Source organism: Fusicatenibacter sp. (genome assembly GCF_977045365.1).
The window spans coordinates 11,973-38,852 of record NZ_CDRRUH010000026.1 but is presented as its reverse complement, the minus strand read 5'-3'; the positions used below and the strand labels follow the sequence as shown (position 1 = coordinate 38,852).

The 26,880-nt window shown below is 48.0% G+C and carries 21 protein-coding genes, 1 tRNA gene and 1 rRNA gene; 13 read left to right on the top strand and 10 right to left on the bottom strand.

Annotated elements, in window-relative coordinates; translation table 11 throughout:
* The 9 genes from ACY2VW_RS07540 to dnaA form a co-directional block, all read right to left on the bottom strand.
* Positions 1 to 343 (bottom strand): 16S ribosomal RNA (locus ACY2VW_RS07540); the annotation flags it as partial.
* 410 nt (positions 344 to 753) lie between these two features.
* A tRNA-Ser gene (locus ACY2VW_RS07535) sits at positions 754 to 841 on the bottom strand.
* A gap of 201 nt (positions 842 to 1,042) precedes the next feature.
* Positions 1,043 to 1,747, bottom strand: coding sequence for a lysophospholipid acyltransferase family protein (locus tag ACY2VW_RS07530; protein ID WP_117762034.1), 705 nt, complete (start codon positions 1,745 to 1,747; stop codon positions 1,043 to 1,045).
* Positions 1,748 to 1,821: 74 nt separating this feature from the next.
* The gene (gene gyrA / locus ACY2VW_RS07525; RefSeq protein ID WP_461877632.1) at positions 1,822 to 4,329 is read right to left on the bottom strand and encodes a DNA gyrase subunit A; all 2,508 of its coding nucleotides are present in this window, start codon (positions 4,327 to 4,329) and stop codon (positions 1,822 to 1,824) included.
* Positions 4,330 to 4,359: 30 nt separating this feature from the next.
* Positions 4,360 to 6,291 (bottom strand): DNA topoisomerase (ATP-hydrolyzing) subunit B, encoded by a 1,932-nt coding sequence (gene gyrB / locus ACY2VW_RS07520; protein WP_022462277.1) that lies wholly within the window; start codon positions 6,289 to 6,291, stop codon positions 4,360 to 4,362.
* Positions 6,292 to 7,389 (bottom strand): DNA replication/repair protein RecF, encoded by a 1,098-nt coding sequence (gene recF, locus ACY2VW_RS07515; RefSeq protein WP_461877631.1) that lies wholly within the window; start codon positions 7,387 to 7,389, stop codon positions 6,292 to 6,294.
* Between the two features lie 40 nt (positions 7,390 to 7,429).
* Positions 7,430 to 7,639 carry an RNA-binding S4 domain-containing protein gene (locus tag ACY2VW_RS07510; protein WP_055225968.1) on the bottom strand — a complete coding sequence of 70 codons (210 nt, stop codon included), beginning with the start codon at positions 7,637 to 7,639 and terminating at the stop codon, positions 7,430 to 7,432.
* 122 nt (positions 7,640 to 7,761) lie between these two features.
* A complete protein-coding gene (gene dnaN / locus ACY2VW_RS07505; RefSeq protein ID WP_461877630.1) occupies positions 7,762 to 8,871 on the bottom strand; it encodes a DNA polymerase III subunit beta in 1,110 nt (369 codons plus the stop codon).
* Between the two features lie 342 nt (positions 8,872 to 9,213).
* Complete coding sequence (dnaA, locus tag ACY2VW_RS07500) at positions 9,214 to 10,554, bottom strand: chromosomal replication initiator protein DnaA (protein WP_118750375.1); 1,341 nt, start codon at positions 10,552 to 10,554, stop codon at positions 9,214 to 9,216.
* A gap of 708 nt (positions 10,555 to 11,262) precedes the next feature.
* On the opposite strand from dnaA, the gene rpmH reads away from it, so the two are divergent.
* The 9 genes from rpmH (at position 11,263) to ACY2VW_RS07455 (ending at position 19,909) form a co-directional block, all read left to right on the top strand.
* The gene (rpmH, locus tag ACY2VW_RS07495; RefSeq protein ID WP_005952426.1) at positions 11,263 to 11,397 is read left to right on the top strand and encodes a 50S ribosomal protein L34; all 135 of its coding nucleotides are present in this window, start codon (positions 11,263 to 11,265) and stop codon (positions 11,395 to 11,397) included.
* Between the two features lie 97 nt (positions 11,398 to 11,494).
* A complete protein-coding gene (gene rnpA, locus ACY2VW_RS07490) occupies positions 11,495 to 11,842 on the top strand; it encodes a ribonuclease P protein component (RefSeq protein WP_461877629.1) in 348 nt (115 codons plus the stop codon).
* A complete protein-coding gene (yidD, locus tag ACY2VW_RS07485) occupies positions 11,839 to 12,048 on the top strand; it encodes a membrane protein insertion efficiency factor YidD (RefSeq protein ID WP_022462271.1) in 210 nt (69 codons plus the stop codon). Before rnpA ends, yidD begins: the two co-directional genes overlap by 4 nt.
* 23 nt (positions 12,049 to 12,071) lie before the next feature.
* Positions 12,072 to 13,367, top strand: coding sequence for a membrane protein insertase YidC (yidC, locus tag ACY2VW_RS07480; RefSeq protein WP_461874748.1), 1,296 nt, complete (start codon positions 12,072 to 12,074; stop codon positions 13,365 to 13,367).
* A gap of 13 nt (positions 13,368 to 13,380) precedes the next feature.
* Entirely contained in the window at positions 13,381 to 14,205 is an 825-nt protein-coding gene (gene jag / locus ACY2VW_RS07475) for an RNA-binding cell elongation regulator Jag/EloR (RefSeq protein WP_461877628.1), read from the top strand.
* 261 nt (positions 14,206 to 14,466) lie between these two features.
* Positions 14,467 to 15,855, top strand: a complete 1,389-nt coding sequence (gene mnmE, locus ACY2VW_RS07470; protein ID WP_055225963.1) for a tRNA uridine-5-carboxymethylaminomethyl(34) synthesis GTPase MnmE — start codon at positions 14,467 to 14,469, stop codon at positions 15,853 to 15,855.
* Positions 15,856 to 15,899: 44 nt separating this feature from the next.
* Entirely contained in the window at positions 15,900 to 17,771 is a 1,872-nt protein-coding gene (gene mnmG / locus ACY2VW_RS07465; RefSeq protein WP_461877627.1) for a tRNA uridine-5-carboxymethylaminomethyl(34) synthesis enzyme MnmG, read from the top strand.
* Positions 17,772 to 17,786: 15 nt separating this feature from the next.
* The gene (rsmG, locus tag ACY2VW_RS07460; protein ID WP_461877626.1) at positions 17,787 to 18,512 is read left to right on the top strand and encodes a 16S rRNA (guanine(527)-N(7))-methyltransferase RsmG; all 726 of its coding nucleotides are present in this window, start codon (positions 17,787 to 17,789) and stop codon (positions 18,510 to 18,512) included.
* 518 nt (positions 18,513 to 19,030) lie between these two features.
* A complete protein-coding gene (locus ACY2VW_RS07455; protein ID WP_461877625.1) occupies positions 19,031 to 19,909 on the top strand; it encodes a hypothetical protein in 879 nt (292 codons plus the stop codon).
* A 206-nt stretch (positions 19,910 to 20,115) separates the two neighbouring features.
* Here the strand turns inward: ACY2VW_RS07455 and ACY2VW_RS07450 are convergent, their stop codons facing one another.
* Entirely contained in the window at positions 20,116 to 21,456 is a 1,341-nt protein-coding gene (locus ACY2VW_RS07450; protein WP_461877624.1) for an ArnT family glycosyltransferase, read from the bottom strand.
* Between the two features lie 310 nt (positions 21,457 to 21,766).
* Between ACY2VW_RS07450 and ACY2VW_RS07445 the strand changes: the two genes are divergently transcribed.
* From ACY2VW_RS07445 to ACY2VW_RS07430, 4 genes are read left to right on the top strand one after another with little or no spacing between them, the layout of a single operon-like run.
* A complete protein-coding gene (locus tag ACY2VW_RS07445) occupies positions 21,767 to 22,864 on the top strand; it encodes an ABC transporter ATP-binding protein (protein ID WP_461877623.1) in 1,098 nt (365 codons plus the stop codon).
* A complete protein-coding gene (locus tag ACY2VW_RS07440; RefSeq protein WP_461877622.1) occupies positions 22,861 to 23,724 on the top strand; it encodes an ABC transporter permease subunit in 864 nt (287 codons plus the stop codon). The genes ACY2VW_RS07445 and ACY2VW_RS07440 overlap by 4 nt, the downstream gene beginning before the upstream one ends.
* Before the next feature lie 12 nt (positions 23,725 to 23,736).
* Positions 23,737 to 25,254 (top strand): Gldg family protein, encoded by a 1,518-nt coding sequence (locus tag ACY2VW_RS07435; RefSeq protein WP_461877621.1) that lies wholly within the window; start codon positions 23,737 to 23,739, stop codon positions 25,252 to 25,254.
* The gene (locus tag ACY2VW_RS07430) at positions 25,254 to 26,843 is read left to right on the top strand and encodes a DUF4340 domain-containing protein (RefSeq protein ID WP_461877620.1); all 1,590 of its coding nucleotides are present in this window, start codon (positions 25,254 to 25,256) and stop codon (positions 26,841 to 26,843) included. Before ACY2VW_RS07435 ends, ACY2VW_RS07430 begins: the two co-directional genes overlap by 1 nt.
* The last annotated feature ends 37 nt before the right edge of the window (positions 26,844 to 26,880 follow it).

The window sequence follows — 26,880 nt, the reverse complement described above, 5'->3', positions numbered from 1 at the left end:
TGTCTCAGTCCCAATGTGGCCGGTCGCCCTCTCAGGCCGGCTACTGATCGTCGGTTTGGTGGGCCGTTACCCCGCCAACTGCCTAATCAGACGCGGGCCCATCCCATACCACCGGAGTTTTTCACACAAAGCCATGCAGCTTCGTGCGCTTATGCGGTATTAGCAGCCGTTTCCAGCTGTTATCCCCCGGTATGGGGCAGGTCACCCACGCGTTACTCACCCGTCCGCCGCTCAGTCAGTCAAGAATCAATCCGAAGAAATCAACTTAACTGCTTCGCTCGACTTGCATGTGTTAAGCACGCCGCCAGCGTTCATCCTGAGCCAGGATCAAACTCTCTGATAAAATGTTTGTTCCAAGTTCAAAATCAACATACTAGCTAATTTATCCCTTTTACTGTTTTAAAGGATCTTTCGATCGTTTTGAATTACTTATTCAGAACTTTCGAGGATGTGTTTCATTGTTTAATTATCAAGGATCTTTGCTGCTCCGACTCGGATCAGCTCGTTTATTTTACCACAGAACTTTTCGTTTGTCAAGAACTTTTTTGAAGTTTTTTTAACTTCTTCGCCGTTCTTTCGATCAGCAACTCGTTTATTTTATCAAACTCATTCGCTTTTGTCAAGAACTTTTTTAATTTATTTTTTGGATTAGTTTTTTCAAACCTATCACCAACTCTGCTATCTTATCAGATGTGAAGCTGTTTGTCAAGAACTTTTTCCACAAAAAATATCATTTTGTTTTTGGCTTTTAAACGGAGAAGGAGGGATTTGAACCCTCGCGCCGGTTACCCGACCTACACCCTTAGCAGGGGCGCCTCTTCAGCCACTTGAGTACTTCTCCAAATGCCTAAATATAAAATGATATGTGCAGTCACTCATTCGTGACGCATGGTTTATTATACAAAAACCTTACGTTCTTGTCAACCCGTTTTTTCGAATTTTTTGTTTTTTTCTTACTATTATAGAAAATATGCCTTACAGAACCCAAATCAGCCCCCAGAATAGCAGAAAAGAGCGCATATCACGCTCTTTTCTGAAACCGCTACGCGGTTACGACGGCTTCAATTCTCTTCTTTACCATCTCGGCAATCTCTGTTGTCTTCATTCCCTGGTATTCCTCGTATGGGATCGGGTCGAGAAAATGGACTTCTACCGTTACAGGACGGACGGTATTGGAGTCAAACGGAACAAAACAGTTTTTTAACGCAACCGGCACGATCGGGCATTTTGCTTTTACTGCAATCTTGAAGCTGCCGCTTTTAAACTCCAGCAGCTGGTTTCCCTTTCTGCTCCTCGTTCCTTCCGGAAACAGAATGACGTTTTTGCCTTCTTTTACGGCATCGGCCGCCTCATTGATAACCTGCATTGACTGCCGCAGATTCTCCCGGTCCATAAACAGCGCGTGGATGCACGCAAAGACCTGTTTTAAAAACGGAATATGCTCTACCTCTTTTTTGGCAACAACTGTAAAGGTACGCGAGCACGCTCCTGCGATCGCCAGCACATCGTACAGTCCCTGGTGATTCGGATACATCACAAAACCGTCCTGCTCCGGAAGATTTTCTGCTCCATAGGATTCCACAATGACGTTTCCGCCTTTGTTCGCCCGCTGTACAATAAAGCGCAGCATTTTAAAGTGCTCTTCCAGACTGTACTTGTCCGGATGCGCTGCATGGTAACAGAGCCGGCACCACATCCACGGAACCAGAAGCAGATTCCGCAGCACCATCAGTAAAATTCGTTTCATATTTTTCTTCCCTTCCCCAAACGAGCAAAACGTGCCTGAGCTTTTTTCTCTCAGGCACGTTTTGCGACGCTGTATTATTCCTGCGTTTTCTCAGAAGCCGTTTCGTTCTCTTTCTCCGAAACCGGAGTCTCCTCGGACGCCTCTTTGTCTCTTACTTTTGCAATGCTGGCAACCTTGATTTCGCCGTCCACATCCATCAGCTTAACGCCGGATGTGATCCGTCCCATCACAGAAATGCCGGAGCATGGCGTACGGATGATGATTCCCTCTGTGGTGATCATCATGATCTCATTATCCTCGTTGACCGCCTTGGAACCGATCAGGTTTCCGGTCTTTTCGGTAATCTTATAGCATTTGACACCCTTGCCGCCGCGGAGCTGTACGGTAAACTCTGCCATCGGCGTCCGTTTGCCCATGCCGTTTTCGGATACGACAAGGAGATAGTCTCCCTGCGTGCAGATCTGCATGCCGACTACTTCATCGCCGTCCAGAAGGTTGATGCCGCGTACACCCATGGAAACACGGCCTGTCGTACGCACATCGTTTTCCTTAAAGCGGATACACTGGCCGAATTTCGTTACCAGAATAATCTCTTTCTCGTTATCAGTTGTCTTAACTTCAATCAGTTCATCATCATCGCGGAGCGCAATGGCAGCAAGACCCGTTTTTCTGACGTTCTCGTACTCTTCGAGCGGCGTCTTCTTCACCAGTCCCTTTTTCGTTGCCATAAACAGATAATGGCCCTTCTCATATTTGCGCATTGGAATAACAGCGGTAATCTTCTCTCCCGGCTGCAGCTGGAGAAGGTTGACAATCGCCGTTCCTCTTGCGGTTCTGGACGCCTCCGGAATCTCGTATGCTTTCAGACGGTAGACTCTTCCCGTATTCGTAAAGAACATCAGGTAATGATGGGTCGTCGTCATCAGAAGCTCCTCGATGTAGTCGTCCTCGATGGTCTGCATGCCCTTGATTCCCTTACCGCCGCGGTTCTGGCTGCGGAAGTTGTCAACGGTCATACGTTTGATATAGCCCAGTTTCGTCATGGTGATGACGGTATTCTCGCGCGGAATCAGATCCTCCATGGAGAGATCGTACTCATCAAAGCCGATGGAAGTTCTTCTGTCATCGCCGTATTTTTCGGATACGTTCAGAATCTCCCTGCGGATAACGCCAAGAAGCACCTTGCGGTCTGCGAGGATGGCTTTTAACTGCTCGATGCGCGCCATCAGCTCTTTGTACTCGTTCTCGAGCTTCTCCCGTTCCAGACCGGTCAGAGCGCGCAGACGCATGTCTACGATTGCCTGGGCTTGGGCATCACTCAGATCGAAGCGTTCCATCAGGTTCTTCTTCGCCTCTGCCGCATTCGCGGATGCACGGATGATATGGATCACTTCGTCAATATGGTCAAGCGCTTTTAAGAGTCCTTCCAGAATATGGCTTCTCTCCTGCGCTTTGTTCAGGTCGTATTTCGTTCTTCTCGTCACAACCTCTTCCTGGTGCTGCAGATAATACGTCAGCATCTCCAGAAGGTTCATGACTTTCGGCTGATTGTTTACCAGTGCAAGCATGATCACACCAAAGGTATCCTGCATCTGGGTATGTTTGTACAGCTGGTTTAAGATGACGTTTGCATTGGCGTCGCGGCGCAGTTCGATACAGATGCGCATACCCTCACGGTTGGAGTGGTCCGCAATGCCGGTGATGCCGTCGATCTTTTTATCTCTTACCAGCGCGGCGATATTCTCGATCAGGCGCGCCTTGTTTACCATGTACGGGATCTCAGTTACGATGATCTCGCTCTTTCCGTTCGGCAGTGTCTCGATGTTCGATACCGCGCGGACACGGATTTTACCGCGGCCGGTACGGTAAGCCTCGTCGATGCCGCGGGTGCCGAGGATTTCTGCTCCGGTCGGGAAGTCAGGGCCTTTTACAATGCCGAGAATCTCCTCGAGATCGGTGTCGCGGTCCTCCTCGATGATATTATCAATAATTTTTACAATGGCACTTACCACCTCGCGCAGATTGTGCGGCGGGATGTTCGTTGCCATACCGACTGCGATACCGGAAGTACCGTTTACCAGAAGGTTCGGGTAGCGGGCCGGCATAACAACAGGCTCTTTTTCGGTTTCATCAAAGTTCGGGGCGAAGTCTACGGTGTCTTTGTTGATATCCGCCAGCATCTCCATCGAGATTCTGCTTAAACGTGCCTCGGTGTATCGCATAGCCGCAGCGCCGTCGCCGTCGACGGAACCGAAGTTTCCATGGCCGTCCACCATCGGATAACGGGTTGCCCAGTCCTGTGCCATGTTGACGAGTGCTCCGTAGATAGAGCTGTCGCCGTGCGGGTGATATTTACCCATCGTATCACCGACGATACGCGCGCACTTACGGTGCGGCTTATCCGGCGTATTGTTCAGCTCACTCATGGAGTACAGAATACGTCTCTGTACCGGCTTTAAGCCATCGCGGACGTCTGGAAGTGCACGGGATGCAATTACGCTCATCGCGTAGTTGATGTAGGATTCCTCCATCGTGTCTTTCAGATCGACCTCGTGAATTTTATCAAAAACATTATCTTCCATCTTTTCCTCCACTTCAGTTCACAGGACTTTTTAGATATCCAGGTTGTTTGCGTATTTTGCTCTCTCTTCGATAAAGTCACGGCGCGGTTCTACCTTGTCGCCCATGAGCGTATTGAAGGTAAGATCAATTTCAGAAGAATACTCTTCATCGAACACAACGCGGCGCAGAACACGGCGTTCCGGGTCCATGGTGGTCTCCCAGAGCTGCTCCGCATCCATCTCTCCCAGTCCTTTGTAACGCTGGATCTTATTATCTCCGCGTCCGATCTCATTGAGGATCTGATTCATCTGATCGTCGTCGTATGCGTACCATACTTTTTTGTTTTTCTCAATCTTGAACAGCGGCGGCTGTGCCAGGTAAACGTGGCCCTGTTTGATCAGCTCCGGCATGAAGCGGTACAGGAACGTCAGCATCAGCGTGTCGATGTGCGCGCCGTCGACATCGGCATCGGTCATGATGATGATCTTGTCGTAGCGCAGTTTGGTGATATCGAAATCGTCGTGGATTCCGGTTCCGAATGCCGTAATCATCGCTTTGATCTCGGCATTGGCATAAATTTTATCCAGTCGTGCTTTCTCTACGTTCAGGATTTTTCCACGCAGAGGCAGGATCGCCTGCGTTGCACGGCTTCTCGCGGATTTTGCGGAACCGCCCGCGGAATCTCCCTCGACCAGGAAGATCTCACAGTTTTTCGGATCCTTGTCGGTGCAGTCTGCCAGTTTTCCAGGCAGGGACATACCGTCCAGTGCGGATTTTCTTCTCGTCAGGTCACGCGCTTTTCTTGCAGCCTCTCTCGCACGCTGGGAAAGCAGGGACTTTTCAACGATCGTTTTTGCGACAGCCGGGTTCTGCTCCAGGAACAGCTCGAGCTGGGTGCTCACGATATTGTCGACTGCTCCTCTCGCCTCGCTGTTTCCAAGTTTCTGCTTTGTCTGGCCCTCGAACTGCGGCTCCTCGATTTTGATGCTGACAATTGCCGTCATACCCTCGCGGATATCCTCTCCGGTCAGGTTCGGTTCGCTGTCTTTTAACAGTTTATTTGCTCTTGCATATTCATTAAAGGTTTTCGTCAGCGCATTCCGGAAGCCCACGATATGGGTACCGCCCTCCGGCGTCGTAATGTTATTGACAAAACCGTACGTATTTTCCTGATAGGAATCGTTGTGCTGCATCGCAACCTCAACGAGAACGCCGTCTCTTTCTCCCTCGCAGTAGATGATGTCCGGGTAGAGCGCCGTTTTGCTCTTGTTCAGGTAGCTGACAAACTCCTTGATACCGCCCTCGTAGTGGAATGCTTTTTCCACTACCGGATCCGTGCGCAGATCGCGCAGAACGATGCGCAGTCCCTTGGTCAGGAATGCGGTCTCGCGGAGTCTTGTTTTTAAAACGTCGTAATCATAAACCGTCTCCTCGAACATCGTGTCATCCGGCAGGAAACGGACCTCGGTACCTGTTTTTTCGATCGGACAGGTATCGATGACCTCCAGCTTATTCATGGTTTTTCCGCGCTCATACCGCTGGAAGTAAACCTTTCCATCGTGATAAACGCGCACCTCAAGCCAGTTGGACAGCGCATTTACAACGGATGCACCAACGCCGTGCAGACCGCCGGATACCTTGTACCCTCCGCCGCCGAACTTTCCGCCTGCGTGCAGCACCGTAAAGACAACCTCAACGGCCGGAAGGCCCGACTTATGATTGATGCCGACCGGAATACCACGGCCGTCGTCGATGACGGTGATGGAGTTGTCCGGGTTAATCGTAACGTCAATATTTTTGCAGTATCCTGCCAGTGCCTCGTCTACCGAGTTGTCGACAATCTCATAGACCAGATGGTGAAGTCCCCGTGCGGAGGTACTGCCGATATACATACCTGGGCGCTTCCGTACGGCTTCCAGACCCTCCAGAATCTGAATCTGGTCTGCACCATACTCTGTCTTTTCCATGTTCTCTGTACTCATTTAGATTCCTCCTGTTTCTTTGTGAAACACAGATCCCTCGACCACCTGGAATACGCTGTTTGCCTCAAAATGATTTTCGACAAACTCGTCCAGTCCGGTACAGGTAATCAGTGTCTGTATGCTGTGAATGCTCTGCAGAAGATAATTCTGCCGGCTGCCGTCCAGCTCCGACAAAACATCATCCAGCAGTAAAACCGGTGTATCGTGAATTTCCTCCTCGACCAGACGGATCTCCGCCAGTTTCAGCGAAAGCGCCGCCGTCCTCTGCTGCCCCTGGGAACCGTATTTACGGATATCAATGTCGTTGACCCGCACACAGAAATCGTCCCGGTGCGGCCCGGTGTAGGACTGTCCGAAACGCAGATCACGCTCTCTTCCGGCTTTTAACTCTTCGGAAAACGCTTTCTCGGACACATTCGGTTCATAGGTAATCAGAATCTGCTCCTTTCCTCCGGTCAGATTCTGATGGATCTCGGATAAAATATCATTCAGGCGGCTGATAAACTTTTTCCGCTCGGAAATAATGCTTGTTCCATAGCGGACCATCTGCTCATCCCAGATCTCGAGCGTATCCGCCATTCTGCCGGAAAACGAAATCTCTTTAAGCAGCTTGTTTCTCTGCGCCACCACTTTATTATAATTGGCAAGCTCGATCATGTATAGTCTTGACAATTGACAAATTTCGCTATCCAGGAAACGCCGGCGCTCCGCAGGACCGTTTTTGATGATATTCAGGTCCTCCGGAGAGAAAAACACAATATTTACAATGCCAAAAAGTTCCGACGCTTTGCGGATCGGAACTCCATCGATGGCGATTCCCTTGGATTTATTTTTTTTCAGATGCATATCGATTTTATGCGTGCTGCCGTTCCGCTCCACCATCATCCGGATATGGGCTTCCTCCCGGTCAAACTGGATGATTTCGCGGTCCTTGCTGCCGCGGTGCGATTTTGTCGTACCCGCGAGATATAAAGCCTCGAGAATATTCGTCTTTCCCTGGGCATTGTCGCCGTAGAGAATATTCGTTCCGGGGCTGATATTTATGCATAAACTCTCATAATTTCGATAGTTCTTCAGTTCTAAAGATTTGATATACATGAGCACTCGTCCGTGAAAAATCAGCTTAAGTTTTTAAGCCTTATTTTTTAATTTGTATCTCATTTCCATTGTAGCAGACAACATCTCCGTCATAGAGCTTGCGGCCGCGGCGGGTATCTACTTCACCGTTTACGGTCACGCAGCCGTCCTTGATGACGAGCTTTGCTTCCACGCCGTCTTCTACCAGAGCCGCAGCTTTTAATGCCTGGCCCAGTTTGATGTAATCTTCACGCAGCGTAATAATTTCCATTTTTTCCTCCTGCACTGCCGTGCCTTTTCCTCACGTAAGTTCGCAGTTTTCAACCTGTGTGGCTGTAAAACCGCTGAAAGTTCTTTCAGAAAAGGTTCCGGCAGATTTCAAACTTATGTGGCTTATCTCACGGAATTGAAGTTTACCGGCAGAATCAGATAGATATAGCTCTCTTCTTCGTTCCGGATAAAACATGGAGCCTTCGGGTTGACCAGATAAATCGAAATTTCCTCGTCGTCAATAACACGAAGTGCATCGATCAGGAATTTCGGGTTGAAACCGATCATAATATCCTTGCCTTCTTTGTTGATATCGATCTCTTCTTTCATGGAACCCATCGCGGAGTTGATCTGCAGTTCCATCGCTCCATCCTGGATGTCGATGATGATCGGTTTTTTGTCGCCTTCTTTGACAAGAAGCGTCGCACGGTCGATACAGCTTAAGAATTCTTTTTTGTTGATCGTCACTTTTGTCTCGTAATCACTCGAAAGCATCTGGTCGATGCGGAAATATTCACCGTCGATCAGTCTGGAAACGACCATTGTATCATCGAATTTGAACATAATGTGGTTTTCCGAGAAGTAAATATCAATCTGATCATCCATCTCGCCGGACAGAATTTTGCTGATTTCGTTCAGGGTTTTTCCCGGAACAACGACTTTTCGGTCCGGATACGAATCTTTCAGCTCAATTTTGCGGATCGCAATACGGTGTCCGTCCAGAGATACGACGCGAAGTGTGTTATCTTTGATTTCAAAAAGCTCACCGGTCATCAGTTTGTTGTTCTCATTGGCTGCAATGGAGAAAATGGTCTGACGGATCAGTTCTTTTAAGGTGAACTGGGAAATGGAAACACAATCGGAAGTTTCGAGAATCGGCAGATAGGAAAAATCTTCTCCTGACTGTCCCGGAATGTTGAATTTTGCTTTTTCACACGTAATCGTGGTTACCAGATTTTCATCTGTTTCTATTGTAACCTGATTATCCGGAAGTTTTCTTACGATCTCAGAAAAAATCTTTGCATCCAGAGCAACAATACCGCGTTCCAGAATCATACCTGTGACGATGGTTTCGATTCCGAGTTCCATATCGTTGGAGGTAAATTTGATCACGTTGGAAGATGCATCAATCAGAATGCATTCCAGAATCGGCATGGTTGTTTTACCGGAGACAGCTTTCATAGCGATACCAACGCTTTTTACAAGGTCTGCTTTGTCAAACACTAATTTCATAATTGTGGATAACTCTCCTTTCCTCACTGCTTGGTGAGTCTGCTTATAAAGAAAAAATATAGTAAAAATCCGTAGTCTTAGTCGTAGGGGCTGTGGATATGTGGAAAACCCCGTCAAGAATGCGGAAATACTGGAAAAATCGATCTGTATAACTCTGTGAATAATCGAACGTGAACCTGTGTATGAAATGTTGATAACTTCAGGCCCCAAATTTGTCCACAATTCATCCACAGGTTTTCCACATCGGTTTGTGTATAAATAAGGGCCTGTCAACCGATGAGTTTCTTCTTATATAAATGTAAATCGGTTTTAACCGTTTTGACAGAGTTACAAAGGCTCCGCCTATTTCGACGGGTTGATCTTCTTCTTTAAGATGTCTACCGTGTTGCGGACACTGTCTTTGGCACTCATTTCCTTTTCGATCTTCTCAATGCCGTGCATGACAGTGGTATGATCGCGGTCGCCCATCATTTTTCCGATTCCGGTCAGCGGGGCATCGAGCATTTCGCGGCACAGATACATTGCGATCTGGCGCGGGAATACGATTTTGCTGCTCCGCTTGCTGCCGACAATGTCGGACGGCGTAATATCGAAGTGATCTGCAACGGTGTCGATGATAAAATCCGGCGTGATCACCTTCTTCTCGTTCGGGGAGATGATGTCGCGCAGCACCTGCTCTGCAAGATCAATGTTGATTTCACGTTTTTCAAGGTTTGCGTATGCAATGATTTTGTTGAGAGCGCCTTCTAACTCACGGATGTTCGATTTAATATTGGAAGCGATGTATTCGATCACATCGTCGCTGACGGAATAGCCGTCTAATTCCTGTTTCTTTCGGAGAATGGCGATTCGCGTCTCATAATCCGGGCTCTGGATGTCGGCAAGGAGTCCCCATTCGAAACGGGAACGGATGCGGTCTTCCAGGATATCCATGTCTTTCGGGGGACGATCCGAAGAAAGGATGATCTGTTTGTTGGCGCCGTGCAGCGTATTGAAGGTATGGAAAAACTCTTCCTGCGTGGATTCCTTTCCTATAATAAACTGCACATCATCGATGAGAAGTACGTCGATATTGCGGTATTTCTCACGGAATTTGGTCATTGCGGTGTTGTTGCTGTTTCGGATGGCCTCGATGACTTCATTGGTAAATTCTTCACTCGTTACGTAGAGAATCCGCGAAGACGGGTTCTTCTGAAGAATGAAATGTGCGATCGAGTGCATCAGATGGGTTTTGCCCAGTCCAACACCACCGTATAAAAACAGCGGATTGTAGATTTCTCCCGGGGATTCGGCCACGGCGAGAGAAGCTGCATGGGCAAATTTGTTATTGCTGCCGACCACGAAGGTATCAAAGGTATACTTTGGATTCAGGTTCGGCACATAGAGATTTTTCTGGACGGGAGCAGGCGCTTTTTCCTGTTTCACTTCTTCCGGAAGAATAAAGCGGATCTCATAGTTGACGCCTGTGATTTCCGCGATTGCCACTTTAATAGGAAGAGTATATTTTTTGCTCACGTAATCGAGGCCCATTTTTTCGGATGGAACCAGGATCGTGATCAGATTGTCCTCGACCGAATGGATCGTAAGTGGTTCAATCCATGTGGTAAAGGAGATCTCAGATAATTCGTGCTCGTCCCGCACTCTCTGCAGTATTTCTTTCCATTTATCTTGTACGATTTCCATGCTTTTTCTGTCGCTCCGCTTCTATAATCATTGCTTTTTGGGGATAACTTCTGTCTGGAAAACGAAATTTTCCCCGAATAGTCGCATTTTTACTTCTATATGATATAATAAAATGCCGTTTTATTCAACCCAAAAATGTGGATAATTATTTTTTTATCCACAGAATGTGTAAAAAATTTTCCTGTTGATGAAATGGAGGATATTTTGTGGATAACAGGGAATCTTATGTTGATAAAATTGTGGATAGAGGGCTGGAAAAACCGAAATGTGTAAAGTCTGGAAAACTTATATACACATTATACATGGCGTAAATACTGGAAAAATTGGAAATGCCCACAGGTTGTACACAGCAAAACAGAAAGTTATCCACAAGGTTATCCACAGATTGTGGATAATGTTGATTACGGTTACAAGATATCGTGTGGAAAGCACAAAAATCGAACTGGTATTTGTACGCGTGCGGCGGACAGTGTGGATAAGTTGTGGATAAACCGAAAATCAGCACACGGAAGGCACGGGCAGCGGCAGGCCGGAAAACCGCGTCAGAGCGGCATTTTTTCCGAAAAAAACTGCGAAAATTATTGATTTTAGGGTTGACGAAATGGGGGTTTATGAATATAATTGAAATGATGTTTTCTGTCATACATGTAGTGAAATACTGCCTCGCAGGCAGTTATTGATTAGAATTTAAAGGAGGTGCCTTATCTTATGAAAATGACATTTCAGCCGAAAAAAAGATCCAGAGCGAAAGTTCACGGATTCAGAGCAAGAATGAGCACAAAAGGTGGAAGAAAAGTTTTAGCTGCAAGAAGATTAAAAGGAAGAAAAAAATTATCAGCATAAAACCAAAGGCCGCATAAAATTTATGTGGTCTTTTCTTCTATCTAAAGCTATTTATGGAAAGAAAATTTAGACAAATCATGAAGGAAAGAATGGATTCATGAAATATTCGGAAAGCCTGAAAAAAAACAGAGATTTTCAGCTGGTTTATAAGCAGGGAACATCGTTTGCAAACCGATTTCTGGTCATGTATGTGAAGAAAAATCAGCTGGGACGGAACCGGATTGGTATTTCAGTAAGTAAAAAGGTGGGAAACAGCGTTGTGCGTCACCATCTGGCGAGACTGATCCGGGAGAGTTATCGTCTGCATGAAGAGGAATTTCAGTGTGGAATGGATGTAGTTGTGATCGCAAGAGTCAATGCAAAGAACTGTACGTATTTCGAGATAGAGGGAGCACTTTTGCATCTGGGAAAACTGCATCGTATATTAAAGGAAACAGAAGAATGAAGACGGTATTGATAAAAGGTATCCGGTTTTATCAGAAGTACCTGTCTCCTCTGAAGAGGGTGCACTGCCCTTATACGCCGACCTGCTCGCAGTACGGGCTGGAAGCGATTCAGAAATATGGTGCTTTCAAAGGAAGTCTGCTGGCATTATGGAGAATACTGAGATGTAACCCGTTTTCACACGGAGGTTACGACCCTGTGCCGTAGATAAATAAGGAGGAAAAGACGTTTTGGATATCGTACTGAGTAAGTCAACGTGGCCGATTATCGGGTGGGTATGCCAGATCCTCGGCTGGCTGATCAATGGAATTTATTTTTGTCTGGAAAAAATTGGAATTCCGAACATCGGTATTGCGATTATTCTGTATACGATTATCATTTATCTCGTTCTGACGCCGCTTCAGATCAAGCAGCAGAAGATGTCGAAGATGATGAGCGTAATGCAGCCGGATCTGCAGAGAATTGAAAAGAAGTATCAGAACAAAAAAGACCAGGCTTCTCAGATGAAAAAATCTGAAGAAACCATGGCAGTTTATCAGAAATACGGTGTCTCCCCGACGGGAAGCTGCAGTACACTGCTGATTCAGATGCCGATTCTGCTTGCGCTGTACCAGGTTATCTATCATATTCCGGGATATATCGGAAGTGTCCGCAATGTATTCCAGGGACTGACAACACAGATGATGGGTGTATCGGGATATTCTGACATCCTGACACAGTTTATCACAGATAACCGTGTTACCATGTACAGTAAAGTAAGTGAAACATTAACCGAAAATAACCTTCTGGACATGTTTTATGTGCTGAAACCGTCCCAGTGGACGAAGCTGGCCGACATCAGCGAGTTTTCCGGTATTGCGGATACTATTACAAAAACCGCTGCGGAGTCCAAACATATCAACATGTTCCTTGGATTTAATATCACACAGTCTCCGATGGATGTCATCCGCGAGGGTATGGCAAACGGATCTGCGCTTCTGATTATAGGAGCAATTCTGGTGCCGGTTCTGGCATGGTTTACCCAGTGGCTGAACTACAAGCTGATGCCGCAGGCACCATCTTCCAACAATGGTAATCAGACAGCAAACTCCATGGAAAATTCCATGAAGACCATGAACACGGTAATGCCTGTTTTCTCCGCATTTATGTGTTTATCATTCTCCATCGGTATTGGTATTTACTGGATTGCAGGTGCGCTTGTTCGAAGCGTACAGCAGATTGTGATCAACCGCCATATGTCCTCCATTGACATGGATGAGGTGATCCGCAAAAACCAGGAAAAAGCGGCAAAGAAGAGAGAAAAGGCCGGCCTTCCGCCGCAGAAAATCACACAGGCTGCAACGCAGAGTGTGCGTAATATTCAGGTACAGGAGAACGAAGAGCCGTCTGCTGAGGAAAAAGAGGCAGCAAGAAAGGCTTCGACTGAGTATTACAACAGCAATCAGGAATACCGCGCCGGAAGCATCGCTGCGAAAGCAAACATGGTAAAACAGTTTGATGAAAAGAACAGCAAAAAGAAAAAATAGGGGGTAAATCTTTATGGAGTTTATCGAAGTATCCGCAAAAACCGTGGACGACGCCATTACAAAAGCCTGCATTGAGCTTCAGGCTGCCAGCGATAAACTGGAGATCCAGGTCATCAGCGAAGGCAGTTCCGGATTCTTTGGAATCGGAAGTAAACCGGCTGTGATCCGTGCCGCTGTAAAAGCCGCACCGGAAAAAGAACCGGAAGCACCCCAGAAACCAGAGAAAAAAGAGGCAGCTCCTGCACCGGTAAAAGAGGCGCCGAAAAAAGAAGCTGTAAAGAAAGAAACCGAAAGAAAACCTGCTCCGCGTCAGGCAGAAAACGCAAGACGTTCGGAAGCCAGAGAAGAGCGTGAGGTTGTTCAGAGAACAGACGAGGAAATTGCCCAGATCAAGGCAACGGCACTTGAGTTCTTAAGCGGTGTATTCAAAGCCATGGAGCTCCCGGTTGAGATCCAGATGGAGTACAATGCCGAGAACGGTTCTCTGGAAGTTGATTTCGCCGGTGAGGATATGGGTATCCTGATCGGAAAACGCGGACAGACACTGGATTCCCTTCAGTATCTGACCAGCCTTGTGGTCAACAAAGAGCAGGAGGATTATGTTCGTGTCAAACTTGATACGGAGAACTACCGCAAACGCAGAAAAGAAACACTGGAAAACCTGGCAAGAAACATCGCTTACAAAGTGAAAAAGACCAGAAGACCGGTTTCTCTGGAGCCGATGAATCCTTACGAGAGAAGAATCATCCACTCTGCACTGCAGGGAAATAAATTCGTGGAGACCTACAGCGAGGGCAGCGAGCCATACCGCCACGTAGTTGTAGCGCCGAAACGATAAGAAAAGCGTAAAAAACATGCAAAAAGACGGTACCTGTTGAAAATACGGGGTACCGTCTTTTCTTGTTTTCTGTTAAAATGGAACTATTCAGAGCCATGCGAAAGGGAAGAAAAAATGCGAATCATGCTTGCATGAATGAGCAGTTTTTTCTGGAATTTCATATGGCGAGAAGCCGCATCGAGATGCAGCGTAGCGGAATCGAGATGTGGATCTGAATATTGGGATCCCCAAAAAGAGAGGTTTTAGAAAGGACTGGAAACAATGGCAGGGTTTCATTTGGATGATACGATTGCTGCGGTGTCCACAGCGATGGCACCGGCGGGCATTGGTATTGTAAGAATCAGCGGAAACGATGCGTTCGAAGTGGCGGACCGCGTATTCCGTGCAAAAAAAGAAGGAAAAAAGCTTTCCGCGGTCAAATCTCATACGATTCATTATGGATGGATTACCGAAGGGGAGGAAGTGATTGATGAGGTCCTTGTCATGGTGATGAAAGGGCCGAAAACATATACGGGCGAGAATACCGTCGAGATCGACTGTCACGGCGGTGTGCTGGCGGTGAAAAAAGTGCTCGAGGCAGTCTTAAATGCCGGTGCGCGGGCGGCAGATCCGGGTGAGTTTACGAAACGGGCGTTTCTGAACGGAAGAATGGATCTGACGCAGGCCGAAGCGGTCATGGATGTTATTTCGGCAAAGAGTGCTTATGCCTTGAAAAGCTCCGAGAGCCAGCTGCGCGGAACGGTGAAAAAGGCGATCCGGGCAATTCGCGAGAAGCTGATTTATGAGATCGCGTTTATCGAGTCGGCGCTTGATGACCCGGAGCACATCAGTCTGGACGGATACCCGGAGCGGCTGGCCGTGGTTGTTGCGGAGCAGAAAAAGCAGGTTGAAAAGCTCCTGGCATCTGCGGATGAGGGTAAGATGATCCAGGAGGGCATTAAGACGGTTATTCTTGGAAAGCCGAATGCCGGAAAATCGTCGCTTTTGAATCTGCTGGCCGGCGAGGAAAAAGCGATTGTAACGGATATCGCCGGAACGACGCGAGATGTGCTCGAGGAAAATCTGGTGCTGAAGGGTATTTCCCTTCGGATTCTCGATACGGCGGGTATCCGCAAGACGGCGGACACGGTCGAGAAAATCGGCGTGGACCGTGCGCTCGAACACGCAAAAGATGCGGATCTGATCCTCTATGTGGTGGATGCGTCGGTGCCGCTCGATGAGAATGATGCGAAAATTATGGAGATCCTGAAAGGGCGCAAGGCGATTGTATTGCTGAATAAATCAGATCTGACCGCGGTGATCGAAAAAGAGGAGATGGAGCAGAAGACAGGTGCTCCGGTCATCAGCATTTCGGCACGGGAAGAGACGGGCATGGAAGAGCTGGAGGAGCAGATGAAAAAGATGTTTTTCCAGGGTGAAATTTCGTTCAACGATGAGGTTTACATCACGAATGCGCGCCATAAACAGGCACTTCTGGAGGCAAAAAAGAGTCTGGAGCTGACGGCAGGCAGTATCGAAATGGGCATGCCGGAGGACTTCTTCTCGATTGACCTCATGAATGCGTATGAGGAACTTGGCTCGATCATCGGTGAAGCGGTGGGAGAGGACCTCGTGAATGAGATTTTCAGCAAGTTCTGTACAGGCAAATAGTCACGAAACAGTTCGTAGAGTTTAGATAGAAAAGGACAGGAAAAATGGCAGTTTTAGAAGAAACAATTGATATTGCCGTCATCGGTGCGGGCCATGCGGGATGCGAGGCAGCACTTGCGGCAGCGCGGATGGGGCTGGAAACGGTTGTATTTACGGTAAGTGTCGACAGCATCGCCATGATGCCGTGCAACCCGAACATCGGAGGCACATCGAAGGGACATCTCGTAAAAGAGATCGACGCGCTCGGCGGCGAGATGGGTAAAAATATTGATAAGACGTTTATTCAGTCGAAAATGCTGAATCAATCAAAGGGACCGGCGGTGCATTCACTGCGTGCGCAGGCAGACAAGCGTGCGTACAGCCAGTCGATGCGCGAGGTTCTCGAAAACACCGATCATCTGACGATCCGCCAGATGGAGATTGCGGAGCTGATCGTGGAAGACGGCGTTCTGACGGGCGTAAAAGCCGTTTCCGGTGCAATTTACCACTGCAAGGCTGCAGTGCTCTGTACCGGTGTTTACCTGAATGCGCGGTGCATTTACGGTGATGTGAGCACGTATACGGGACCGAACGGTCTGCAGGCGGCAACGCATCTGACGGATTCCCTGAAAGCAAACGGTGTGGAGATGGTGCGCTTTAAGACCGGAACACCGGCGCGTATCGACAAGCGGAGCATCGACTTCTCCAAGATGGAAGAGCAGTTCGGCGATGAGCGGGTTGTGCCGTTCTCGTTCTCGACCGATCCGGAGAGTGTACAGATCGATCAGGAATCCTGCTGGCTGACGTATACGAACGAGGAGACGCACAAAATCATCCGCGAAAATCTCAGCCGGTCTCCGCTGTATTCCGGCATGATCGAGGGAACTGGTCCGCGGTACTGTCCTTCGATAGAGGATAAAGTTGTAAAATTTGCCGATAAAAACCGCCACCAGGTGTTCTTGGAGCCAGAGGGAAGATATACAAACGAGATGTACGTCGGCGGCATGTCGAGTTCACTGCCGGAGGATGTGCAGATTGCGATGTATCACACCGTGCCGGGTCTGGAGCATGCAAAAATTGTGCGAAATGCGTATGCGATCGAGTACGACTGCATCAACCCGAGACAGCTTCTGCCGTCCCTGGAGTTCAAGGCGATCAAAAATCTGTTTTCCGGCGGCCAGTTTAATGGCAGTTCAGGATACGAGGAAGCTGCGGCACAGGGCCTGATCGCGGGTATCAATGCGGCGCTTTGCGTGCAGGGAAAAGAGGAGCTGGTGCTCGACCGTTCCGAGTCGTACATCGGTGTTCTGATCGATGACCTCGTAACGAAAGAGAACCATGAGCCTTACCGTATGATGACGAGCCGCGCGGAATACCGTCTGCTGCTCCGCCAGGACAACGCGGACCTGCGTCTGCGCAAATACGGCTACCGCGTGGGACTGATCAGCGAGGAGCAGTATGCGGCGCTGAAACGGAAAGAAGAGCAGATTCAGGAAGAGATTGAACGTGTGGAGAACACGTATGTGGGAACGAGCTCGAACATCAACGAACTGCTGGAAGAGTATGGCTCGACGCTGCTTTCCGGCGGAAGTTCACTTGCAGAGCTGATCCGCCGGCCGGAGCTGAACTATAAAATGCTGGCAGAAGTAGATCCGAAACGGCCCGAGCTGCCGGAGGATGTGCAGGAGCAGGTCAACATCAATATCAAGTATGACGGCTACATCAAGCGCCAGATGAAGCAGGTGGAGCAGTTCAAGAAGATGGAAGAGAAGAAAATCCCGGAGAACATCAATTACGACGAGATCCAGAGCCTGAGAATCGAGGCGAAACAGAAGCTGAACCTGTACCGCCCGATCAACATCGGCCAGGCATCCCGTATTTCGGGCGTTTCCCCGGCGGATATTTCGGTTCTGCTGGTATATCTGGGACATAAATAAAAGACGGAGAAAAGTATGAAAGAATATAATCTTGAGGGATTTGAGAGCGGCCTTGCGGAGCTTGGCATTACGCTCTCCGAGGAGCAGAAAACGCAGTTTCTGCAGTATTATGAGCTGCTGGTGGAGTGGAATTCGTTTATGAATCTGACGGCGATTACCGAGTTTGATCAGGTCATCACGAAGCATTTCCTCGACAGTCTGTCGCTGGTGAAGGTCTGTGACGTGGCACAGGCGGGACGCATTCTCGATGTGGGAACGGGAGCCGGTTTTCCGGGAATCCCACTGAAAATCGCGTTTCCGGATGTGGAAGTTGTATTGCTGGATTCACTGAATAAGAGGGTGAAATTCCTAAATGAGGTGATCGGACAGCTTGGCCTTTCGAAGATCACGGCTATTCACGGAAGAGCCGAGGATTTCGCACGCCAGAAGGATTACCGGGAGCAGTTTGATCTCGTGGTATCGCGCGCAGTAGCAAATTTAAGCTCTCTTTCGGAATATTGTCTGCCGTATGTGAAGGTCGGAGGACGGTTTGTTTCGTATAAATCGGGCAAATTAAACGAGGAGCTTACTGCGGCCCAAAAAGCGATTCATGTGCTTGGCGGCGAGGCAAAAGAGCCGGTTTATTTCCAGCTTACGGGAACGGAGGACGAGCGATCGTTTGTCTGCATCGAGAAGGGGAAGGCGACGCCGAAGAAGTACCCTAGAAAAGCGGGAACACCGGCGAAGGAGCCGATTCAGTAAAGAATAATATATTTTGAAAAAGCTGAAAAAGAAACAAAAGTGTAAAAAGTGAAATCAGAAGAGATTGCTATGTCGAGTAAGTTGGCATAATAACCTCTTCTGATTTTTTTGTCTATATACGATTATAGCAAGACCCGAAAAGAATGCAAAAAATTCAGCACCGCAGAGCGTGAATTACTGCGTCACAGATTTTCGTCGTACCCCGGTACGCCTTCAAATCTGTTCCTTGCAATTCGCGCTCTGCAGCACTGCCTTTTTTGCATTATTTTCGGGTCTTGCTATAAGTGTCTGGAAAATTACACTTTTGAACAAAAAATCTAATTCTCCTGGAGCGTGTCTGAAAAAAGGCTTTTCGTGAGCTGCGAATGTTACAGTTCGCTGGGTACCAGTGAGTTGCAATCAGTTTTGCGATAAAGATTTTGTGAAAATATGATAATTGTTAAAAAAACATATTAGTGTATGATGAGATAAATAGATCGATTGTGAAACGTAAAAGAAAATATGATAGGGGGGATTGCATGAAGAAAATATTAAAAATATTTGTTTGCTTCATTGGAATTATGATATCAGCATCTACTGTATCGGCATCTAAATTTGAAATACTATCGGAATCTGAAGATTATGAAAAAATCGTTGCACTTGCTGATGAAATTGTGTCTGTTACAAATGGAGGACCTGTTGAGGATCCGGTTGAGGAGGGAATCCGTGTATCAGATATTGATTTTGATAATGCATTAAAAGAGTATATTGATACACCACTTTTAACCTCAGAACTTCTTTCTGTGTCCGAAGTAGAAAACGCGTTAGAACAAAGCGATTATATTTGGATTATCCCGATTAGAGCATATGGACATTTGTATGAAGCATGTGCGGTAAGGGCAAATGGCGAAGATGGACAACCGATCGATCAATGGCACATAAGTGGAGCCAGAGGATATGAATCAGATGATACGCCGACCTATATAGAACAATTAAATATTTCACTTGCTGCAAATCCAGATATTGTATGGGACAATTATAAGTTTCGACTTGTTGGAGGAGTAGATCCGATTCGTTTTCCGGTCTGGATTGCATTAAATGAAACGCAAGTGGAGTATCTGATACCGGGACGTGAAGATGCTGCAGCGTGTCTTACAGACAGTTCGGAAATAGCGCAAGATAGACTTGATGGTGAAGAAGAATTCCATGCATATAGTTATGCTGCGGTTGTTGCCGCAGTTGCTGATTCGTCTTATATCGAAACTGACGATGCACAAGGAGGAACCAATATTGTCCTTGATGTTGCAAATCAGCCGGCGAAACATCAAAATAAGATGTTGGTTATTATTTTAGGAATTGGGGTTCTGGCAGTTGTTATTATAACTGGTTTGGCAATTAAAAGGAAACAAAGAAAGTGAAAGGAAAGACCGGATGAAACATACCTAAAAACTAAAAGCTTGCAACGAAGAAACAGGTGCTATCTGAAAAAAGAGAGAGCACCTGTTTTTTATAGAAATTCCGGAAAATAATGCAAAAAATTCAGCACTGCAGAATGTGAATTACTGTCTTTTTGCGTTATTTTACGGAATTTCTATAGTTATGGAGTTTTACAAAACATCAAAGTTTATACGCAACAGCCCGGAATCAAAAATCCGATGTAGCTGATGAGAAACAGTACAAGCCAGACTGCTCCCGGCAGGAGTGTCAAATGGCAGGAGGCGCGTTTCCATTCACCGGGAAGCTTTGCAGTGAGTGAAGAATAGCCATCATCGATCCAGACCATCAGTGGGACGAGTGCCGGCATCAGGTAGCGGCCCTGGGACTGGTAATCGCTGAAATACGTGTTATACATGTCCATGAACAGCGTGATCAGGCACGCGAGGAACAGCATCACAAAGAGGAGAAGCTGCGGCTTTTTGCGGAGCCAGTGCGGGATCATGGCAAGAAACAGAAACAGCAGGAAACCGAACGCCATCAGGGTGCTGTACAGCAGGTAAAGCACCATCGGGAGATGGACGGTCATATAGGAGAACGAGCCGATGAAGCTGCTGACGGTGGAGAACAGCCAGTTGGAGGTGCGGCCCTCCGGAGTCTGTAAATACGTCTGCTTAAAGCTCCAGCCTTCGGATGCCGGTGTCTGCCGGTTTTCCGGTTTGTACTCCTCAGTGGCATACAGCGATGCAGATTCCTTTGTGGTGCGCATGCCGAGCAGGTCGCCGTCGTGGATGACGGCATTGCGGATGAAGAACCAGCCGCCGATCAGGAAGGCAATGGCGAAGATCAGAAGCGCTTTGGCGAAGATCTCCTTTGCCGGTTTCTTAAAATGCATCATCAGTGCGAAGAACAGCAGAATGCTGCCGAGCAGATACGCGTAGGCGTTGTAGTACGACAGCGCGCAGAGTCCGCAGCCTGCTCCAAGGCCGATGCAGTCTTTTTGGCAAAACGCGCTTTTCATGCCGCGGATCCAGAAATAGATAATCAGCGCGACCGTGAAAACGGCAAACGAATCGTTGTTCACGTAGCAGGAGAGAAACACGAATTGCGGCAGGAAGCCGACGAAAATGCCGCCAAGCAGTGCCGATTCGCGGCGTTCAAAGAGTTCCTCACCGATCAGAAAGACAACGATCAGTGTGCCGGTGCCGGAAAGAACGCTGGTGAGGCGGGCGGCAGTTAAAAGAGCCGCTGCACTTTTCGTAAACAGCGATGTAATGGCCATAAACACGGAGCTGATGATCGCGGTCAGGTACGGATACAGCGCATAGGAGAATCCCCACAGCGGATGGCGCACCGATTCTTCCATGCCGTTCGGCAGTGCGTGGTGTGAGACGATGTATTCCGGAATCAGCATCCGCATCGCCTCATCGGGGGCGTGTTCGGTTTTCAGGAAAATCGAGGTGCCAAAGCAGATGCAGAAAAAGCCGAAAATCAGCATATACTTGGCCCAGTAGTAGTCTTTTTTATTCATAAAGTCTCCTAAAATCTCCAGTCCCGGACAGGAAAAAGTCCGGCGTAATGTTTCGCGGCGGAACAGAAATGGAAAAGCGTCCGTCCGCGGATACGTTATAGTATACATGATTCTTATGGTAAAAGAAATTGATTTTTCGTCAAAAACAGAAGAAATGACCATTTGGCTTCACCGTTTTTTCACAAATTTTCCAGCAAATTATCACATTTTCAGAATAAGATAAAGTGTCTTTAGAAAATGAGAGCATCTCCGGCTCTTTTGCCAGAAAGGCCAGGCCGGAACTGCTTTAAGAAACAAGGAGGAAGGAACATTGATAGAGGTTAAAAACCTGGTGAAACGCTATGGCGACCACGTAGCTGTCAACAACCTGAGTTTTACCGTAGAAGAAGGCCAGATCTATGGTTTCCTTGGCCCGAACGGCGCCGGAAAATCAACGACCATGAACATCATCACCGGCTATCTGGCATCTACGGAAGGTGAAGTACTGATCAACGGGCACAACATCCTGGAGGAGCCGGAGGAGGCAAAAAAATGCATCGGCTATCTGCCGGAGCTGCCGCCGGTTTACACGGATATGACCGTTCTGGAATATCTGAAATTTGTGGCAGAATTAAAGAAAATTCCAAAGGATCAGAGAAAGAAACAGATTCTTGAGGTCATGAATCTGGTGAAGATCACCGATATGCAGAACCGTCTGATCAAGAACCTGTCGAAAGGATACCGTCAGAGAGTCGGACTGGCACAGGCAGTGCTCGGTTATCCGCCGATCATCATCCTTGATGAGCCGACGGTAGGCCTGGATCCGAAGCAGATCATTGAGATCCGCGATCTGATCAAATCACTGGGTAAAAAACATACCGTTATCTTAAGTTCCCACATCCTCTCCGAGGTCAGCGCCGTCTGCGATTACGTCATGATTATCGCAAAGGGACAGCTTGTTGCGAGCGATACCCCGGAAAACTTAAGTAAGCTGATGCTTGGATCGAACACCGTCGAATGCACCGTTCACGGAACGAGAAAACAGATTGTTCCGGCGCTGGATGCACTCGATGCAAAAGAGATCAAGTACGAGAATACACCGAACGAAGAGCAGATCAAAGTAAAAATTACAACCGAAAAGGACAAGGATATCCGCGAGGAACTGTTTTACGCACTGGCAAAGGCCAACTGCCCGATCCTCGAGATGACATCCTCCTCCATGTCACTGGAAGATGTCTTCCTTGAACTGACCGATGATTCCGGAAAAGCCGCGAGAAAGCTGAAAAAAGCAGAGAAAGAGCAGCAGAAACGGGAAGAGCGCGAGGCGGAGACAGCGGAAAGCGCTGCCGGAGAGGTGCCTGAAAAGGAAAATACAGACACAGCAGAAACAGCTGCTGAAACAAAACAGGAGGAGGGAGACGCACAATGACGGCGATTTATAAAAAAGAGTTAAAAAGCTATCTGACAAGCATGGTCGGATATCTGTTTATGGCGTTTACTCTGGCGCTGTTCGGCCTGTATTTTACGGCCATCAACCTGCAGCAGGGCTACCCGGAGATCGGATACGCGCTGCAGAATTCCGCATTTATTCTGCTGATTGCAGTACCGGTTCTGACAATGCGGGTTCTGTCGGAGGAGCAGAAAAATAAGACAGATCAGTTACTTTTAACTGCACCGGTGAAGATTTCCGATATTATCTTTGGAAAATATCTGGCGCTTCTTACGATTTACGTGATTCCGGTACTGATTATCTGCCTGTATCCGCTGCTTCTTGGAACCCACGGAACGGTTTCCTACGCTGTATCCTACACCTCGATCCTTGGCTATTTCCTGCTGGGAGCAGCCTATATTTCGGTCGGTGTGTTTGTTTCCTCCATTACCGAGAGTCAGGTCATCGCAGCTGTTGTCGGCTTTGTGATCCTGTTCCTGTGCTACGTGGAGAGCGGTATCGCAAACTTCTTCCCGGAAGGAGCCGGAAGTTCTTTCTTTGCTTTCTTTATCATCATCGCTCTGGTATGCCTCTGGATCGGCAGTATGATTAAAAACCCGATCATTACCGGTGTGATTGCCGTGATCGGCGAGGGTGCGCTGACGGCAGTTTACTTCACAAAATCCACCCTCCTCGAGGGCAGAATCCAGGATCTGCTCGGTGTCTTCAACATGGCAGGCCATATGGATAACTTTGTGAACGGTATTCTGGACATCGGCGGTATTGTTTACTACCTGTCCGTCATTGCAATCTGCACATTCCTTGCAATGCAGTCCCTGCAGAAGAAACGCTGGAATTAGGAGGTGGAGACGATGAGCAGCGAAAAGAAAGAAAAGAAACAGCATAAAGTGAATTTCAACATCAAGGAAAAGCTGAAAAAGACGTTCTCCAAAGAACATCTGAAGGAAGTGTTCACCGGCGAGGAGCAGAAGAAACACCTGAAACAGGGCTCCTATTCTTCGATTATGACGGTGATCGTTCTGGCCGTGATTGTGGTCATCAACCTGATCGTGGCACAGATTCCGACCAGCAAAACACAGATTGACTTAAGTACCCAGAAAATGTACTCCATTACGGATGATACAAAAACAGCATTAAAGGATCTGGATCAGGATGTTACCCTGTACTACATCGTGCAGAAGGGCAGTGAAAACGATACGATTCAGAAACTGCTTCAGCACTACGAGGATCTGTCCGATCACATTAAGGTAGAGCAGAAAGACCCGGATCTGTATCCGAAATTTACGAGCCAGTATACGGATCAGACGGTAGCCGCAAACAGCGTCATTGTCGTGTGCGGCGATAAGAGCAAGGTAGTCAATAACAGTGATATGTGGGAGACTTCCACGAACTATCAGACCTACCAGACCCAGACGACAGGCTTTGACGGTGAGGGTCAGATTACCAGTGCCATCACCTACGTAACGAGTGACAATAACCCGAAAGTTTACTGGATCACCGGCCACAATGAGCCTTCTGAGAGTGATCTTTCTTCCAACTTCAGCGATGCCATCAGCAAAAACAACGTGGAAATCAGCGAGCTGTCCCTGATGACAGAGGATATCCCGGAGGATGCCAAGGAGCTTGTGATTATGTCCCCGACCATTGATTATTCGGAGGATGAGGCAAATAAAGTTATCAGCTATCTGGAAAACGGCGGAAAACTGCTGATGTTTACGAGCTACACCGGAACGGATATGCCGAATCTGGATTCCATTCTGGAAAACTACGGCGTGAAACGTTCGAGCGGAATTGTCGTAGAGACCGATTCCCAGCATTATTATCCGCAGATGCCGTATTACCTGCTGCCGAATATCGGAAGCGATGACATTACCACAGAGGTAAAGAGCAACTACATTCTGATGCCGGTTGCACAGGCAATTCAGCAGCTGGATTCTTACCGTGATACCATTACGATCAAGAGTCTGCTGACCACGACTGAGGACGCTTATATTGAGAACGACCCGGAGAACAGCACCTGGTCGAAGAGTGCGGACAGTGAGACGGGCGCATTTGACCTTGGCGTTTCCATCACGGAGACCGTGGACGATAAAGAGACCCAGATCATTTATTTCTCCAGCGCATCTATGCTGAGCAGCCAGATTGACCAGGCGATCAGCGGCGCGAACTCGAAGCTGGCAGCGACTGCACTGACATCTATGTGTGATGTGGAGCAGACCGTTGTGATCCCGAGCAAGAGCACAAGCTATACAAACCTAGTATTTACACAGGGAGCAGTTAACACCTGGTCTATTATTACCATTGCGGGAATTCCGCTGGTACTTGTGATCGTGGGAATGGCAATCTGGATGAAGAGGAGAAAACAGTAATGAAGAAAAAAGGAAAGATGGCGGCCTGCCTGATCCTTTTGGTACTGCTTCTTGCCATACTGGTGGTGCTGACGAAGAAAAACAGCACCGCCGATGCGGACAGCAGCAGTTCGGATTCTGGTGCAGACGCCGAAAAAGTGGTTGATTTTTCAAAAGATGATGTAACAGCGCTTTCGTTCCAGATCAACGGAGAGACGGTGTCTTTTACGAAAACAGCAGGAGATGACGATACGGATACCTGGACGTACGACCAGGAGGACGGATTTCCGCTGGATGAAAGCAAGGTAACGAGCGTTTTAAGCTCTATCAGCAGCATGACCGCAGAAAGAGTCATTGAAGGCGATGAAATCGATTCTATGGCTGATTTTGGGCTCGAGACGCCGTCCGAGGAGGTTACCGTGACCGCAGGCGGCGAGACAACGACGATTCATGTCGGCGATAAGAACGGATCGAGCAAATATTATGTTTATCTGAATGACGATACGAGCAGGGTTTACATGGTGAGTACACCGCTTGGAACGATGTTTCCATCCGATATCATGGAGTGGGCGACCAGTGAGTCGATGCCGTCCGTGACTGCGGATCATATTACGAAAATCCAGGTGGAGGGCGAGAACGGCTATACGCTGACGAAAGAAGTAAGCGCCGCTGACTCGGCACTCCAGACGGATGAATGGCAGGTTGTGGATGCGGATGGAGCAGCACATGGCGGTGATGCGGATTCGATCAGCACCATGACGAGTGCGGTGGCGTCTCTCAGTTTTGGAGATCTCGTTACGTACAACGCATCAGATCTTGCCGCATACGGACTGGATCAGCCGAAGACGACGATCCGCGTACATTACACGGAGGAGCAGGAAGTGGCTTCGGATGATACAACAACGGCAGATACGTCTTCAGATTCCACAACGGATTCTGCTTCGAGTGACAGCACGGCGACGAGTTCTTCTTCCGAGACGACAACCGTTACCGTGGAGAAAGACCTGGTACTGTATGTGGGTAATGAAAACGAGAGCGGCGGTTCCTATTATGCAATGCTGGACGGTTCGAATGAGGTTCATCTGATTACGGCTTCCAACATTGAAGCATTCACGGAAAAGAAGGCTTCTGATTTCTGGAATATGTATGTCGGCATGGAAAATGTGGCAGATCTGACGAGTCTTGACATTACGTACAACGGAGAGACGAAGACGTACGTACGCCATGTCGAGGAAGTAAAGAGCGATGATGATGACGATACCACAACGCAGGAAATCAGCTACACCTGCGGTGACGAAACCGTTGATAAATCGACCTTTACGACCTTCTATTCCTCCCTGATCGGCCTGAAGGCACAGACCAAGGACGAGAGCCTCGTACAGGCCAAGGATGCTGAGTTTACCGCAGTATTCCATATGACCGGCGGCGACCTGACATTTGCTTACAGCCCGTATGATTCGAGCTTCTATTACACGGTGGATGAGGACGGAGTTCCGTCACTCGTGAATAAAAATAACGTGAAGACGATGCTGGAAAATTACGAGACACTGCTTGCGGCAAAGACGGAGGATGACAGTTCTTCTGACAGCGCTTCGGATTCGGCGGAATAAGGATTCGGTGAAAGCTGATTAAAATTGAAAACAGAGG